The organism is Brachybacterium paraconglomeratum, from assembly GCF_039541415.1.
Taxonomy (GTDB): domain Bacteria; phylum Actinomycetota; class Actinomycetes; order Actinomycetales; family Dermabacteraceae; genus Brachybacterium; species Brachybacterium paraconglomeratum_A.
On record NZ_BAABGE010000007.1, the window covers coordinates 267,671 to 282,145 of the forward strand.

General features: G+C 69.4%; 18 protein-coding genes and 1 tRNA gene. 13 read left to right on the forward strand and 6 right to left on the reverse strand.

The window, feature by feature from the left end:
* The first annotated feature begins 87 nt into the window (after positions 1 to 87).
* From ABD893_RS10465 to ABD893_RS10515, 11 genes are all read left to right on the forward strand, one after another.
* Positions 88 to 1,368, forward strand: a complete 1,281-nt coding sequence (locus ABD893_RS10465) for a glutamate-5-semialdehyde dehydrogenase (protein ID WP_345079407.1) — start codon at positions 88 to 90, stop codon at positions 1,366 to 1,368.
* A gap of 88 nt (positions 1,369 to 1,456) precedes the next feature.
* Entirely contained in the window at positions 1,457 to 1,639 is a 183-nt protein-coding gene (locus ABD893_RS10470) for a hypothetical protein (RefSeq protein ID WP_345079410.1), read from the forward strand.
* A 4-nt stretch (positions 1,640 to 1,643) separates the two neighbouring features.
* The gene (gene nadD, locus ABD893_RS10475; RefSeq protein ID WP_345079413.1) at positions 1,644 to 2,249 is read left to right on the forward strand and encodes a nicotinate-nucleotide adenylyltransferase; all 606 of its coding nucleotides are present in this window, start codon (positions 1,644 to 1,646) and stop codon (positions 2,247 to 2,249) included.
* Positions 2,246 to 2,818 carry a hypothetical protein gene (locus tag ABD893_RS10480; protein WP_345079416.1) on the forward strand — a complete coding sequence of 191 codons (573 nt, stop codon included), beginning with the start codon at positions 2,246 to 2,248 and terminating at the stop codon, positions 2,816 to 2,818. Before nadD ends, ABD893_RS10480 begins: the two co-directional genes overlap by 4 nt.
* Entirely contained in the window at positions 2,815 to 3,192 is a 378-nt protein-coding gene (gene rsfS, locus ABD893_RS10485) for a ribosome silencing factor (protein WP_345079419.1), read from the forward strand. The genes ABD893_RS10480 and rsfS overlap by 4 nt, the downstream gene beginning before the upstream one ends.
* Positions 3,189 to 3,821 carry a histidine phosphatase family protein gene (locus ABD893_RS10490; protein ID WP_345079422.1) on the forward strand — a complete coding sequence of 211 codons (633 nt, stop codon included), beginning with the start codon at positions 3,189 to 3,191 and terminating at the stop codon, positions 3,819 to 3,821. The genes rsfS and ABD893_RS10490 overlap by 4 nt, the downstream gene beginning before the upstream one ends.
* Before the next feature lie 51 nt (positions 3,822 to 3,872).
* Positions 3,873 to 3,945 (forward strand) — tRNA-Ala (locus ABD893_RS10495).
* A 243-nt stretch (positions 3,946 to 4,188) separates the two neighbouring features.
* Complete coding sequence (locus ABD893_RS10500; RefSeq protein WP_345079425.1) at positions 4,189 to 5,463, forward strand: ABC transporter substrate-binding protein; 1,275 nt, start codon at positions 4,189 to 4,191, stop codon at positions 5,461 to 5,463.
* A gap of 91 nt (positions 5,464 to 5,554) precedes the next feature.
* Positions 5,555 to 6,577, forward strand: a complete 1,023-nt coding sequence (locus ABD893_RS10505) for a carbohydrate ABC transporter permease (protein WP_345079428.1) — start codon at positions 5,555 to 5,557, stop codon at positions 6,575 to 6,577.
* A gap of 12 nt (positions 6,578 to 6,589) precedes the next feature.
* On the forward strand, positions 6,590 to 7,498 hold the full coding sequence (locus ABD893_RS10510; protein WP_345079431.1) for a carbohydrate ABC transporter permease: 909 nt from the start codon (positions 6,590 to 6,592) through the stop codon (positions 7,496 to 7,498).
* Between the two features lie 14 nt (positions 7,499 to 7,512).
* Positions 7,513 to 8,523: a LacI family DNA-binding transcriptional regulator gene (locus ABD893_RS10515; protein ID WP_345079433.1), complete on the forward strand. Its 1,011-nt coding sequence runs from the start codon at positions 7,513 to 7,515 to the stop codon at positions 8,521 to 8,523.
* Here the strand turns inward: ABD893_RS10515 and ABD893_RS10520 are convergent.
* The 6 genes from ABD893_RS10520 to ABD893_RS10545 are packed head-to-tail and all read right to left on the reverse strand — an operon-like array spanning position 8,475 to position 13,109.
* Complete coding sequence (locus ABD893_RS10520) at positions 8,475 to 9,122, reverse strand: endonuclease III domain-containing protein (protein ID WP_345079435.1); 648 nt, start codon at positions 9,120 to 9,122, stop codon at positions 8,475 to 8,477. The two genes, ABD893_RS10515 and ABD893_RS10520, sit on opposite strands and share 49 nt — an antisense overlap.
* Positions 9,119 to 10,129, reverse strand: a complete 1,011-nt coding sequence (locus tag ABD893_RS10525; RefSeq protein WP_345079438.1) for a sulfate/molybdate ABC transporter ATP-binding protein — start codon at positions 10,127 to 10,129, stop codon at positions 9,119 to 9,121. Before ABD893_RS10525 ends, ABD893_RS10520 begins: the two co-directional genes overlap by 4 nt.
* Positions 10,126 to 10,896, reverse strand: a complete 771-nt coding sequence (locus ABD893_RS10530; protein ID WP_345079440.1) for an ABC transporter permease — start codon at positions 10,894 to 10,896, stop codon at positions 10,126 to 10,128. Before ABD893_RS10530 ends, ABD893_RS10525 begins: the two co-directional genes overlap by 4 nt.
* Positions 10,893 to 11,666 (reverse strand): molybdate ABC transporter substrate-binding protein, encoded by a 774-nt coding sequence (gene modA / locus ABD893_RS10535; protein WP_345079442.1) that lies wholly within the window; start codon positions 11,664 to 11,666, stop codon positions 10,893 to 10,895. The genes ABD893_RS10530 and modA overlap by 4 nt, the downstream gene beginning before the upstream one ends.
* On the reverse strand, positions 11,663 to 12,055 hold the full coding sequence (locus ABD893_RS10540; protein WP_345079445.1) for a TOBE domain-containing protein: 393 nt from the start codon (positions 12,053 to 12,055) through the stop codon (positions 11,663 to 11,665). Before ABD893_RS10540 ends, modA begins: the two co-directional genes overlap by 4 nt.
* A gap of 40 nt (positions 12,056 to 12,095) precedes the next feature.
* Complete coding sequence (locus ABD893_RS10545; protein WP_345079448.1) at positions 12,096 to 13,109, reverse strand: YeiH family protein; 1,014 nt, start codon at positions 13,107 to 13,109, stop codon at positions 12,096 to 12,098.
* A gap of 71 nt (positions 13,110 to 13,180) precedes the next feature.
* Here ABD893_RS10545 and ABD893_RS10550 point away from each other — a divergent pair, with 71 nt between their 5' ends.
* Positions 13,181 to 14,089, forward strand: coding sequence for a LysR substrate-binding domain-containing protein (locus ABD893_RS10550; RefSeq protein WP_345079451.1), 909 nt, complete (start codon positions 13,181 to 13,183; stop codon positions 14,087 to 14,089).
* 9 nt (positions 14,090 to 14,098) lie between these two features.
* Positions 14,099 to 14,449, forward strand: coding sequence for a cupin domain-containing protein (locus tag ABD893_RS10555; protein ID WP_345079454.1), 351 nt, complete (start codon positions 14,099 to 14,101; stop codon positions 14,447 to 14,449).
* Positions 14,450 to 14,475: the final 26 nt, after the last annotated feature.

Here is a 14,475-nt window from a genome sequence, read left to right on the forward strand (position 1 = left end):
GATGTGGTGAAGGGTGGGAGTGAAACGCAGCGTCTGCTGGTCGGACGGCACCTGACGGCAGGGATGCGGCGCTCGTAGACTCGACTCATGGAATCTCCTGTGACCACCGCAGTTCTTGCCGCCGCCCGCGCCGCGAAGGACGCTCAGCCGGCGCTGGCCCGCCTGCACCGCGGGGCCAAGGATCGGGTGCTGCTGGCCATGGCCGAGGCGCTGAGGGAGCGGGCTGCGGAGATCGTCGATGCGAACGCGCGGGATCTCGCCGCGGCCGACGCCTCCGGGATCGACCCCGGGCTTCGCGACCGGCTCGCTCTGGACCCCCCGCGGGTCGCGGCGATCGCCCAGCAGCTGCGAGACGCGGCGGCGCTGCCTGACCCGATCGGTGAGGTGGTGCGCGGCTCCGTGCTTCAGAACGGGCTCGAGCTGCGCGAAGTGCGGGTGCCGATGGGCGTGATCGCCATGGTCTACGAGGCGCGCCCGAACGTCACCGTCGACGCCGCGGGTCTTGCGCTCAAGGCGGGCAGCGCGGTGGTGCTGCGGGGTGGCTCGGCGGCTCTCCACTCCAACACCGCGCTGATCGCGGTGCTGCGCTCGGTGCTGGCCGCCCACGATCTCCCGGAGGATCTGATCGTGGGGATCGATGAGCATGGCCGCGAGGGCGTGGATGTGCTGATGCGCGCCCGCGGGCTGGTGGACGTGCTGATCCCGCGCGGCGGTGCCGGCCTGATCCGCAGGGTGGTGGAGAACTCGCTGGTCCCGGTGATCGAGACCGGTACCGGGAAGACCCACGTGCTGGTCGATGCCTCTGCAGACCTCGACCAGGCCGTGGAGATCGTCGTCAACGCCAAGACGCAGCGGATCGGGGTGTGCAATGCGCTCGAGACCCTGCTGGTCCACCAGGACATCGCCGAGGAGGCACTGCCCCGCCTCGCGGCGCCTCTGGCCGCCGCCGGGGTGCGTCTGCACGCCGAGGAGCGGGCGTCAGCGATCCTTGCCGCAGCGGGCGCTGAGCCCGAGGTGATCCCGGCCATCGCTGAGGACTGGGATGCGGAGTACCTGGCGCTCGAGCTCGCGGTGAAGGTGGTCGACGATCTCGACCATGCCCTCGCCCATATCCGGGCGCACTCCACCGGCCATACCGAATCCATCCTCACCCGCGACCTGCTCTCTCAGCAGCGCTTCCTGGACGAAGTGGACTCCGCCGTGGTGATGGCCAATGCCTCCACCCGCTTCTCCGACGGCGGGGAGTTCGGCTTCGGTGCCGAGATCGGCATCTCGACCCAGAAGCTCCACGCGCGCGGACCGATGGGGCTGCGGGAGATCACTGCGACCAAATGGCTGGTGGTGGGGCAGGGGCACGTACGGCCGTGACCCCACTCCCATCAAGCGCGCCAGGGCATGAGCTGGCACTGTGCTGTGGGATGATGGCCCGGTCACCCGTGGAAAGGTCTTCAAGAACATGTCTGATCAGCTCATGATCCTCGCCGAGTCCGGCATCCTCGCCAGCGAGGGGATTCCCGCCCCCGCCGTCGGCATCGGGATGTTCCTCATCCTGATGACGCTGCTGGGCTTGACCTGGCTCGTCGGCGGCGCGCATCACCGCAGCCTGGACAAGAAGAACACCCCCGGTTCTGACGACTGATCCCGTGGAGCTGCAGCGACGACGGATCGGCGTGATGGGTGGAACCTTCGATCCCATCCACCACGGCCACCTCGTCGCAGCCAGCGAGGTCCAGAGCGTCTTCGCGCTCGACGAGGTCATCTTCGTGCCCACCGGTCGGCCGTGGCAGAAGGAAGATCGTGAGATCTCCGACCCTGAGGACCGGTACCTGATGACGGTGGTGGCGACGGCGGCGAACCCGGTGTTCACCGTCTCCCGCGTCGACATCGATCGGCCCGGAGCCACGTACACGATCGACACCCTGCGGGATCTGCATCGTGAGCAGCCCACCGCCGATCTGTTCTTCATCACCGGAGCGGATGCCCTCCAGAACATCTTGACCTGGAAGGACACCGAGGAGATCTTCGAGCTCGCTCACTTCGTCGGCGTGACCAGGCCCGGTCATGAGCTCGACACCTCCGGGCTGCCGGAGGATGGCGTCACCCTGATCGAGGTCCCCGCGATGGCGATCAGCTCCACCGACTGCCGCACCCGGGTCGCAGCCGGAGCACCGGTCTGGTACCTGGTGCCTGACGGCGTCGTCCAATACATCAACAAGTACGCCCTCTACACAGGAGGTGACGGTCGATGACCGAGCCGGAGACCACTCCACGGCGAGGACGCCGCGCCCGAGAGCTGAGCCCCGAGGAGAGTGCCGCGCGAGAGGCCCGTGCCGCGATGGAGCCCGCGCAGCAGCAGAGTGCGGCGCCCGGACTCCGCGGCGCCGTCGCAGCGCCGTCCGCCGGAGCCGCTGTCCCTGCACTGCGCAAGTTCGGCCGCCGTGCCCGCATCATCGAGCTCAGCGAGGATCCCAGCCCGGCCTTTGCCGCGAATCCTGCCGCCAGCACCTCGGCGGAGAGGGGCTCCGCGAGCACCCTCACCCATGACCACGACGGGGTGGAGCTCGGCGAGCTCTCTGTCACCGATGCTCCGGAGCCGCGCCCCGCGCCGCGCTTCGACGGCAAGGTGCTCCATCGTCCGGAGCGCTCTGGCGGGCGTGCCCTGGTCTGGCTCGTCTGGGCACTCATCGCCATCGCGTTCGTCCTGCTGCTCGCCCTGATGCTGACCGGGGTCATCGGCCCCGGCGCGGCCTCCGCCTCGGAGACTGCACTGCTCGACCAGATCCCTGCCCATTTCGTCCCGGAGGACATCCCCGCGTGAGCGCCCCTGAAGAATCTCTCGACCTCGCCCGAGTAGCCGGCCAGGCTGCCGCCGACAAGCTTGCCGAGGAGGTCATCGGACTCGATGTCTCCGAGCTGGTCGTGATCACCGACGTCTTCCTCGTCTGCAGCGGGGATTCCGAGCGCCAGGTGTCCGGCATCGTCAACGGGATCGAGGAGGCGCTGCTGACGGAGCGCCGCCGCAAGCCGCTGCGCCGCGAGGGCGAACGTGATGCACGCTGGGTGCTGCTGGACTACGGCGACATCGTGGTGCATGTCCAGCATGCCGAGGACCGTGCTTTCTATGCGCTCGAGCGACTGTGGCGCGACGCCCCCGTGCTGGACCTGCAGATCGCCGAGGGCCGCCCGGAGTGAGGTCCGCTCGTACGCGTCTGATCCTGGTGCGCCACGGACAGACGGACTACAACCGCGAGGGCCGGCTGCAGGGCCAGGTCGACATCCCGTTGAACGCCACCGGTGTGCGCCAGGCGGAATCGCTTGCCGTGTCGGTCGCGAAGAGTCCTCCGGACGTCATCATCGCCTCTCCGCTCGAGCGAGCGTTGGAGACAGCCCGCATCATCTCCCGCGGCACCGGGCTCGATGTCGTCACCGACGACGCTTTCCTCGAACGAAGCTTCGGCCGCTGGGAGGGCCTGCGGGGGGAGGACATCAAGCGGCGGTGGCCCGAGGAGCACGCGGACTGGCGTGCGCACCGGCCAGTGCTCGGGCTCGAGGTCGAGGACCGGCCCGTGGTGGGGGAGCGGGTGGCGTCAGCCTGCCGTGACCTGGTGGCGCGGCATGCCGGTGGCACCGTGATGGTCGTCGCCCACGGCGCAGCGATCACGCTGGGGATCACCGCCCTGCTGGGCCTGGACACGAACGGTTTCCGGGGCCTCTCGGGGCTGGAGAACTGCCACCGCTCTGTGCTCGAACCACTGCTCGGGGATCCGGCGAACGGCCTGATGAGGTTGGCATCACACAACCTGCCTCCCGATTTCACCTGAGGTCCAGGGCGGGGTAATATCGACGAGTCGCCTGCGGGCGGCACCCGATGAGGGGCTATGGCGCAGTTGGTAGCGCGCTTCCATGGCATGGAAGAGGTCTGGGGTTCGAATCCCCATAGCTCCACTCGAGAAACCGTGAGACAGTGACTCGTCAGCAGGGCCCCGCCGAGAGGCGGGGTCCTGCTGCATTTCCGGGACTGTGCAACGACGCGCTGACCGGCGAGACCTGATTGAGACCTTCTCGTACTTCCCTCCCTGTGAACCTCCTGTACTGTGGCTCACATCCCCACTGAGAGCGCTCTCAGAAGGCTGGACTGTGAGAGCGCTCTCAGACTGTGACAGCTGGAACCGGACGAAGGAGTTCATCATGAAGATCACGCGCAGAACTGCATTGGCAGCCTCCGCGGCCACCGCCGCCACCGCAGCAGTCGTCGGCTGCAGCAACAACTCAGGCGGAGGTGGGGGCGGCGGCGAAGGCGGCGAGATCTCGCTGTCCGTCGCGACCTTCAACGAATTCGGATACGAGGACCTCTTCGCGAAGTACGAAGAGGCCAACCCCGGCGTCAAGATCACCCACAAGAAAGCCGCCACCAGCGAAGATGCTCGCGCGAACCTGATGACCGGGCTCGCTGCCGGCTCCGGCCTGGCGGACGTCGAAGGCGTCGAGGTCGGTTGGTGGACCGAGCTCGCTGAGTACGCAGACATCTTCGAGGACCTCGCTGATCCGGCGGTCGAGGGCCGCTGGCTGGAATGGAAGACCGAAGCCGCGACCATCGACGGCAAGCTGATCGGCTACGGCACCGACATCGGCCCCGAGGCGATCGCCTATCGCGGCGACCTCATCGGCAAGAGCGAGCTGCCCGCTGACCGCACCGAGCTCGCAGAGACGCTCACCGGCGATTGGCGCACCTACTTCGACGCCGGTCGGCAGTTCGTCGAGGAGACCGGCATCCCGTGGTTCGACGGCGCCGGCGGCACCTTCAACGGCATGGTCCAGCAGCTCACCCACCCCTACGAGACGGCCGACGGCACGCCCGTCCCGCTCGCGGAGAACACCGACGTCAAGGCGATCTACGACCTCCTCGTCGAGTACAAGGACATCTCCGCCGGATTCAAGCAGTGGGAGGAGGACTGGACCGCTGCGTTCCAGTCCGACGGCTTCGCCACCATGCTCTGCCCGCCGTGGATGATGGGTCCGCTGGCCGGCAACGCCGACGGTGTCGAGGGCTGGGACATCACTGATGTCTTCCCCGGCGGTGGCGGCAACTGGGGCGGCTCCTATCTCGCGGTCCCGTCGCAGGGCAAGAACGTCGAGGAAGCCAAGAAGCTCGCGATCTGGCTGACCGCTCCCGAGCAGCAGGTGCTCGCGTTCCAGGCCGTCGGCGCCTTCCCCAGCCAGGTCGACGCCCTCGCGGACGAGGGCGTGACCGGCGCGGTCAACGACTTCTTCAACAGCGCGCCCGTCGGTGAGATCTACTCCGAGCGCGCGACCGCGATCGACGTGCAGCCCTTCATGGGCCCGAACTTCTTCGTCATCAACACGGTCCTCGCCGATGCGATCACCCGTTGGGACGTGGACGGCATGGACCCCGCGGAGTCCTGGGATCTGGCACTGGCGGCCTACGACGAGCTGGGTCTCTGACTCAGACCACCCCGCTGACCGCAGGCGATGACGGCGGCTCGCTCCCGAGGGAGCCGCCGCCATCGCCTGCAGTCCTGCCGAAAGGAACCCGGTGACCACTTCGACCCGCCCGACCCCTCGGCCCGAGCAGCGCTCCGGCCCGGCCGCGCCCGCCTCGGGCGGGAGCCCTGCCCCGCACCGCCAGCGACCCGCCTGGCGCTCCGCCCTGACGCGACTGGACGTGCGGTTCACGCCGTTCCTGTTCATCAGCCCGTTCTTCGTGCTGTTCATCATCACGGGGCTGTTCCCCATCCTCTACACCGCCTGGGTGTCCCTGCACGACTGGGACCTCATCCGCGGCCAGGGCGACTTCGTGGGCCTGGCGAACTTCGAGTTCGTGCTGGGCACCGACAGCTTCTACAAGGCACTGCGCAACACCTTCTCGATCTTCATCCTGTCCTCGGTGCCGCAGGTCGTCGCCGCGATCTTCATCGCCTATGTGCTCGATGCGAACCTGCGTGCGAAGACCTTCTGGCGCATGGGTGTGCTGGTGCCGTTCGTGGTCGCCCCCGTCGCCGTCTCGCTGATCTTCGCGAAGATCTTCGCCGACGGCTCAGGGATCGTGAACGGTGCGCTGACCGCGATCAACCTGCCCGCCGTCGGCTGGCACTCGGACGCTCTCGCCTCGCACGTCGCGATCGCGACCATGGTCAACTTCCGCTGGACCGGATACAACGCCCTGATCTTCCTGGCCGCGATGCAGGCGGTCCCGCGCGAGATCTACGAGGCCGCGATCATCGACGGCACCGGACGGATGAAGCGCTTCTGGTACGTGACTGTGCCGATGCTCCGTCCCACCATCGTCTTCGTCGTGATCACCGCCACGATCGGCGGTCTGCAGATCTTCGACGAACCCCGCATGTTCGACACCGGCGGCCAGGGCGGCGCCTCCCGCCAATGGATGACTCTGACGATGTATCTCTACGAGCTCGGCTGGGGTCCACAGCTCGCCTTCGGACGTGCCTCGGCGGTCGCCTGGCTGCTCTTCCTCATCATCCTCGTCTTCGGTGTCCTCAACTTCCTCATCACCCGCCGGATCGCCAATGCCGGCGGCCCCGCCAAGAGCTCGCGGTAAGGAGCAATGACCATGCAATCGACCGCTGCCATCGAACAGTTCGCCGGAAAGGGCGCGGCCCGGGCCGCACGCCGTCGCCTCAAGGGCGGAGGAGGGGCCGACGCCCGCCCGCACTGGTGGAACTACGTCCTGCTGGGCATCGTCCTGGTGATCTCCTTCTTCCCCCTCTACTACGCGCTGCTGCTGGCCTCCTCGGACGCCGGCGCCATCGCCCGTAATCCGCTGCCCTCCCTGCTGCCCCAGGGGAACCTGCTGTCGAACCTGGGCAAGGTGATCACCTCCGACATCAACTTCTGGTCGGCGATGCTCAACTCGATCTTCGTCGCGACGGTGACCTCGCTGTCGGTCGTGTTCTTCGCGACTCTGGCCGGCTTCGCGTTCTCCAAGCTGCGCTTCCGGGGGCGGCGGGGCCTGCTGGTCTTCGTCATCGCCACGATGGCCGTGCCGGTGCAGCTCGGCGTGATCCCGCTGTTCATCATCATGGCCAAGATCGGCTGGGTGGGCGACCTCAAAGCCGTGATCATCCCCGGCCTGGTCACCGCGTTCGGCGTGTTCTGGATGACCCAGTACCTCGAGGACGCCCTGCCGTTCGAGCTCATCGAGGCGGCCCGCATGGACGGCTGCAACCTGATGCGCACCTACTGGCACGTCGCGCTGCCCGCCTCCCGCGGAGCCGGAGCGATGCTGTTCCTGTTCACCTTCGTGGGCTCGTGGACCAACTTCTTCTGGCCCTTCATCATCCTGCGCGGCGACAGCCTCACCCTTCCGGTGGCGCTGCAGCAGCTGCAGGCCTCCTACTTCAAGGATTACTCGCTGATCATGTCCGGTGTGGTGATCTCCGTGGTCCCGCTGCTGCTGCTGTTCATGATCGTCGGCAAGCAGCTGGTCGGTGGCATCATGGCTGGCGCAGTCAAAGGATGAGAAGCGGAGGGGCCATGGGAAGCCTGGAAGATCGGGGCCCGACCCTGGAGGACGTGGCCCTGCTCGCGGGGGTCTCCCGCGCCACCGTCTCGCGGGTGGTGCGCGGTGACGTCCAGGTGCGCCGGGACAAGGTCGCCAAGGTCGAGGACGCAGTGCGGGAGCTGGGCTATGTACCCAACAACGCCGCTCGCAGCCTCGCCAGCCGGCAGACCGGAGCGGTCGCCCTGATCGTTCCCGAGCACGAATCCCGCGTGTTCACCGATCCGTTCTTCGTCAGCGCGATCTCCGGAGTGACGGCCGGGCTGGAGGCGAGCGACAAGCAGCTGCTGCTGGTGCTCTCCAGCCCGGAGGATCACGCCCGTACCCGGCGATTCCTGCGCGGCGGGCATGCCGACGGCCTGCTGGTGGTCTCCCACCACGAGGGAGACCTCTCCGTCGAGGTGCTGACGGAGGCGGCGGTGCCGGTGGTGTTCATCGGCCGCCCGCCCGAGCAGCTCCGCGCCCCCTTCGTCGACCTCGACAACGTCGAGGGCGGCCGCCTGGCCGCGCGGCACCTGATCGAGCGGGGACGCCGCCGGATCGCGATGATCTGCGGTCCGCAGGACATGCCCGCGGCGGTGGATCGACGCGAGGGCTTCGAGAAGGAGCTGGCCGACGCCGGCATCGAGCCTGCATGGCTCTCCTTCGGAGACTTCACCCTCGCCTCGGGGGAACGGGAGACAGCCGCGCTGCTGGCATCGGAGACGCCTTTCGACGCGCTCTTCGCCAGCAGCGACCTGATGGCTCTCGGTGCCTTGAAGAAGCTCGAGGGGCAGGGCGTGCGGGTCCCGGAGGACGTTGCCGTGATCGGCTTCGACGACATCGCCTCCGCAGCGGACGACACCATCTCGCTGACCACCGTCGTGAACCCGGGCCGGCGCCTCGCCGAGCTCGGGGCCACGCTGCTGCTGGACCTCATCGCCGGGCGGGAGACCGATCAGTCCGTGGTGCTCCGTCCCGAACTCGCGGTCCGCTCGACCACCTGAGCGGAGGCCTTCCGTCCTCTGGCCTTGCCCTCCTCGACGATCAGTCCGTGCAGCTCGGCGAGCTCGGAGACCTCGAAGCCTGCGGTGGAGAGCGCCGGGGCGAGGGCCCGTCGGAACGCAGGATAGCTGCCGGGCACCTCCGCGCCGCGGTCGCCCAGCACGCGCCTGGCGTATTCATCGCAGAGGAATGCGGGCCGCCCGAAGCAGTACAGCGAGAGCGCGTCGGCGGTCTCCTCCCCGACACCCTCGATGCCGAGCAACTCGCTGCGCAACTGCTCGTCGCTCAGCGTCCGGGCCGTCGCGGCGTGCCCCGCCCACCAGCGGGCGAGCGACTGGACGCGACGTGGCTTCGTGCGCGGGAAGCCAGCGGGCCGGACCAGCTCCCGCACCGTCTCCTCATCGGCCGCTGCAAGCGTCGGGGCGTCCTGCAGCCCCGCCCCGCGCAGCGCCGCGATCGCGGAGGCGGCCTGCTCCCAGCGGCTGCGCTGGACCAGCACCGCGCCGAGGGCGATCTCGAAGGGCTCCTCGCCGGGCCACCACCAGCCCTGTGGGCCGTGCCGGTCGCGGAGCTCGCGGTGCAGGGCTCGCAGATCGATCATGCCCGATAGGTTGTCACAGCCGCAGACGGCACCGCGAGGCGCACGGACACCCCGGGCTCGAGCCGCTGTGCGGCGATCTCCTGCGGGGGCAGATCTGCGGAGAGGTCATCGGTGCGCACCCGCACCAAGTCTCCGCTGGGGGCGAGGGAGCGCACAGTGCGCGGGAGGCCGCCCGTCTCCACCAGCGTCACCTGGGCGGGACGGAAGGCGGCATGGACCTGGTCGCCTGGGTGGTGCGCAGCAGCTGCCGGCAGTCGGGCGCCGTCCGCGAGGACCACGGCGCGGCCGTCCCAGCGTCCGCTGACGAGGTTCAGTCCCGCGAAACGGGCGGTGAAGGCGGAGCGGGGACGGCTCAGCAGCTCCTGCGTCGGTCCCTGCTCGACCAGGCGACCATCCTCGAGCACCGCGATCCGATCCGCGAGGGTCAGCGCATCGAGCACATCATGGGTGACGATGATCGCCGTGCGCCCGGCCAGGAAGCGACGCAGCTGCTCCCGCAGCGCCGGGGCCACGTCGATGTCGAGTGCGGCCATCGGCTCGTCCAGCAGCAGCAGCCGGGGATCTGCGGCCAGAGCGCGAGCGATCGCGACCCGCTGCGCCTGTCCGCCGGAGAGCTGTGAGGGCCGATGGTCCGCGAGCTCCGGGATACCGAGCTCTGCGAGCCAGCGCTCGGCCCCCTGGCGGGCGCGGGTCCGGGGCACCCCCTGCGAGCGCAGCGCGAAGATGATGTTCCCCAGCGCGGTGAGGTGGGGGAACAGCACCGGATCCTGGGAGAGGGTGGTGACCTTGCGGGCGTGGGGTGGGACCCAGCTGCCCTCGCCGGTCAGCACCCGTCCGTCCAGCACGATCTGCCCCTTCGCGGGGTGGAGGCCACCGGAGATCAGGGACAGCACCGTGGACTTCCCGGCGCCGTTCGGGCCGATCACCGCGAGAGTTTCGCCGTCGGCGACCGTGAGTTCGAGGTCGAGCCCGCGCTCGGGGACGACGGCGTGGAGGGACAGGCTCATGCGGGCACCCTCCGACGGGCTGCCGCGATCACCAGCACCGCGATGATCATCAGCACGAAGGACAATGCCACTGCGGCCTCGGGGTCGCTCTCGCGCTGCAGATAGATCTCCAGCGGCAGCGTGCGGGTGGTGCCCTGCAGGGAGCCTGCGAAGGTGATCGTGGCGCCGAACTCGCCGAGCGCGCGCGCGAAGGAGAGCACAGTGCCGGAGAGCAGGGCCGGTGCCACGAGCGGCAGCGTCACCCGCAGCAGGACCCGAGAGGGCCTGGCACCGAGGGAGGCTGCCGCGACCTCATAGCGGGTGCCGGCGGTGCGCAGTGCACCTTCGAGGCTGATCACCAGGAAGGGCAGCGCCACGAAGGTCTGTGCGAGCACCACCGCTGTGGTGGAGAAGGCGATCTGGAGCCCCAGCACCTCGAGCTGCTGGCCCAGCAGGCCCTGTCTGCCGAAGGTGTAGAGCAGCGCGATACCGCCCACCACCGGCGGCAGCACCAACGGGATCAGCACCACCGAGCGCAGCAGCGAGAGCCCTCGAAAGTCAGCGCGAGCCAGCAGCAGTGACATCGGCACGCCCAGCAGCACGCAGAGCGCGGCGCTGATCGTCGAGGTCTGCAGGCTCAGCCGCAGCGCTGCGAGCGAGGACTCGCTGCTGATCAGCTCTCCGAAGCTGCCCCACTGCACACGCAGCGCCATCGACACCAGCGGCAGCAGCACGAACAGCCCGCCGAGCAGGGCCGGGATCAGCATCCAGCGGGGGAGGGATCTCATGGCGCGGCGAACCCGTATCCGGCCAGGATCTCCTGGCCGGTCTCACTCCGGACGAGGTCCACGAACTCCCGGCCGAGCTCCGCGCTGCCGGCGTCCTTGACCGTGGTGATCGGGTAGATGTTCACAGCGCTCGCAGCCTCGGGGAACTCGATGCTCGCCACAGCTGCTCCGGCCTTCTTCGCGTCGGTGACGTAGACCAGGCCCGCATCCGCCTCACCGCTGGTGACCTTGTTCAGGACATCGGTGACGGACTGCTCCTCGCTGACCGGCGCGAATTCCAGCCCGGCTGCCTCCTCGATGGCTTCGGTCGCCGCACCGCAGGGGACTTCGGGCGCACAGACGACGAGGTTCAGCGCGTCCCCGGTGAGGGAATCCAGGCCGGCCACGCCGGCCGGGTTGCCCGCCGGGACCGCGATCACCAGCGTGTTGGTCGTGAAGTCCGCCGGGTTGGTGCCCGAGAGTCCGGAGGCCACGAGCTTGTCCATGTTCGAGGAGTTCGCGGAGGCGAAGACGTCCGCCGGGGCGCCCTCCTGGATCTGCTGGACCAGGGTGGAGGAGCCGGCGAAGTTGAACTCCACCGCGACCTCCTCGTGCACGGACTCGAACTGGTCGCCGAGCTCTTCGAAGGGCCCCTGGAGGGAGGCGGCGGCGAAGACCTGCAGGGTGGTGGGCTGATCGGCCCCGCCGGTCGAGACGAGGGCACTCCCGCAGCCTGCGACGAGGAGGGCGATCCCTGCCGCTGTGGCGATCAGCCGGGCGCGGATCCTCATGGCGTCTCGACCACGACCTGGGTCGCTTTCACGACGGCCGTGGCCACCGTGCCGGGTTCGAGGCCCAGCTCCCGGGCGGCTTCGCTGCTCATCAGGGAGACCACGCGGAAGGGACCGCATTGCAGCTCCACCTGCGCCATCACGGTGTCCATCACGACGCTCGTCACCAGGCCCACGAAGCGGTTGCGGGCGGAGGAGGCCGTCGCGCCATGCAGCTCCGGGGACACCGCCAGCTCCCGTGCCAGGCGCGCCACCTCGGTGCCCTCGAGAACCTTCCGGCCCGCGTCATCGGAGCCTGCCGCGAGTGTCCCCTTCTCGATCCAGCGCCGGACCGTGTCCTCGCTGACCCCGAGGAAGGTCGCGGCGTCACGAACTCGCATCTGCGTCATGAAGTCGATGATACAGGCGCAGATGCGGGACTTTCGAGCCTTAAGCGGCCAGCAGCACCCCTCCGAGTGCGAGCGTCGCGACCAGCAGGGTGGACAGTGCGGCGAGAGCGAGCGGGCGGGGCCCCACCTGGAGCAGATTCCGCACTTTCACCCCGGTGCCGAGAGCGAACATCGCCGCGGCGAGCAGGGCGGTCTGCAGCAGGGCGCCCACCTCGAGGAACCCGCCGGGCAGAGGGGCGAAGGAGCGCAGGAGCACCATCGCCAGGAATCCGAGCAAGAACAGGGGCACCAGCGGCGGGCGCTTCCCGTCGGCCGCCCCTTCGCGCCGCTGCTGCAGGCTGAGCACGGCCATCACGGGGGCGAGCATCAGCACCCGGGCGAGCTTGACGATCACCGCGACCGTGAGCGCCGCGCCGCCGAGCGCGCCGCCGGCGGCGACCACCTGTGCGACCTCGTGGATCGACGCGCCCGCCCAGAGCCCGGCGGTTTCGGGCTCCAGCTGCAGCAGCGCCGCGGCGGCGGGGACCGCGGCGATCATCAGCGTGCCGCACAGCACCACCAGGGCGATCGCCGTGATCGTGCGCTGCTCGTGCTTCTCCTCGGGGTCCGTGACGCCCGCGGCGGCCGCCACCGCTGCGGCCCCACAGATCGAGAAGCCGCAGGCCACCAGGATCGTCAGCCCTTTCTCGACCCCGAGCGCCCGGCCGATCAGCACGGTTCCGAGGGTCCCGCCGGTGACCACGACCACCACCACGGCCAGCATCGGGGCGCCGAGGGCGAGCAGATCGCCGAGCGCCACCTGCAGACCCAGCAGCACGATCCCCACCCGCAGCAGCCTCTTCGCGGCGAAGGACATCCCCGGGGCGAGAGCGGCTGGCAGGGTGGTGAAATTTGCGACCAGGATCCCGACGACGATCGCGATGATCAGCGCACTCACACCCGGCAGCGCCTGTGACGTCAGGATCGACACCGCCGCCACCGCGAGGGAGACCACGATCCCGGGCCAGAGGGAGTGACGCTGGAGCGGGGGAGCGGATGTGGTGCTGAGGGACATGAGATGCACCGTCCCACCTCCGGTGAACGCCCGGTAGACAGCAGTTCGCGATCCCGGCATATGATTCTGATATGCCTGATGCCCTTCCGAACCTGCAGGCCCTCGCGCTGTTCCTCGCCGTCGTCGACGAGGGCGGGCTCGGAGCGGGTGCGCGTCGTCTGAAGATGCACCAGCCCAATGCCAGCCGCATGATCGCCCAGCTCGAGGCGCAGGCCGGGACGGCGCTGCTGGAGCGCGGCGCTCGCGGCTCCCGGCCGACCTCGGCCGGGCTGCTCTATGCGGCCCATGCCCGGGAGCTGCTCGAGGCAGCGGAGGAATTCTCCGCCTGGCTGCGCCACAGCCGAGATGGGGACGCCCGAGAGCTCCGGGTGGGCGTGAGCATGACGATCGCCGAGCACCTGATGCCGGCCTGGCTCACCGAACTGCGTCGCCTGAGCCCGCGCGTGCGCGTGGATCTGGAGGTGCTGAACTCCACCCAGGTGCTTGCAGGCGTCCACGACGGGCACCTGCAGCTGGGCTTCGTGGAGACCCCTCATCTGCCGCGCGGGGTGAACGCGAAGACGCTGCGGGAGGACGAACTGGTGGTGGTCGTCGCCCCCGAGCACCCCTGGGCCGAGCGGTCGCGGGGCATGGAGCCGCTGGACCCGGCCGAACTCGCCCGGACCCCTCTGGTGGTGCGAGAGGGCGGCTCCGGTACCCGGGACGCCTTCGAGGAGCTGCTGCCGAACGCGGCGCTGACCCCTCCGGTCCTGGAGCTCGGCAGCAATGCGGCGGTGCGGGTCGCGGTGGCCTCGGGGGCGGGGCCGGCAGTGCTGAGCATGCTCGCGGTCCGGTCCTCCCTCGAGGCCGGCCTGCTGCACCGGGTGCCGGTCGCGGGCACGCGGCTGAACCGGCTCCTGACTGCGGTGTGGAGCGGCCCGCGCCGTCTCAGCGGACCGGCCGCGGAGCTGGTCGAGGTCGCCTCGCGGCGCAGCGGGTAGGTTCGGACCATGCCGATCCTCACCAACACCGCAGAGCAGTCCGACCAGCCCCGCCGCGGCGCCGTCTGGTCCATCGCCGAATCCGAGCGGGAGCTGGACTCGAATCTGATCCGTCTGCCCGCCGGCGACAGCATCGCCGCCCATGTCGGCGCGGAGGTGGACACGCTCATCCACGTGGTGCGAGGTGACGGCATCCTCCTCACCGAGGCGGGTGAGGAGCCGCTGCGCACGGGTGATGTCGCGCTGCTGCCCCGCCGCACCCTGCGCGGCTTCCAGGCCGGTGAGGACGGTCTGGAGTACCTGACCGTCCATCGTCGGCGGCAGTCGCTGCGCATTCAGAGTGGACCGAGCGGCGCCTGAGGTCGCAGGCACCCTGAAAGAGCAGG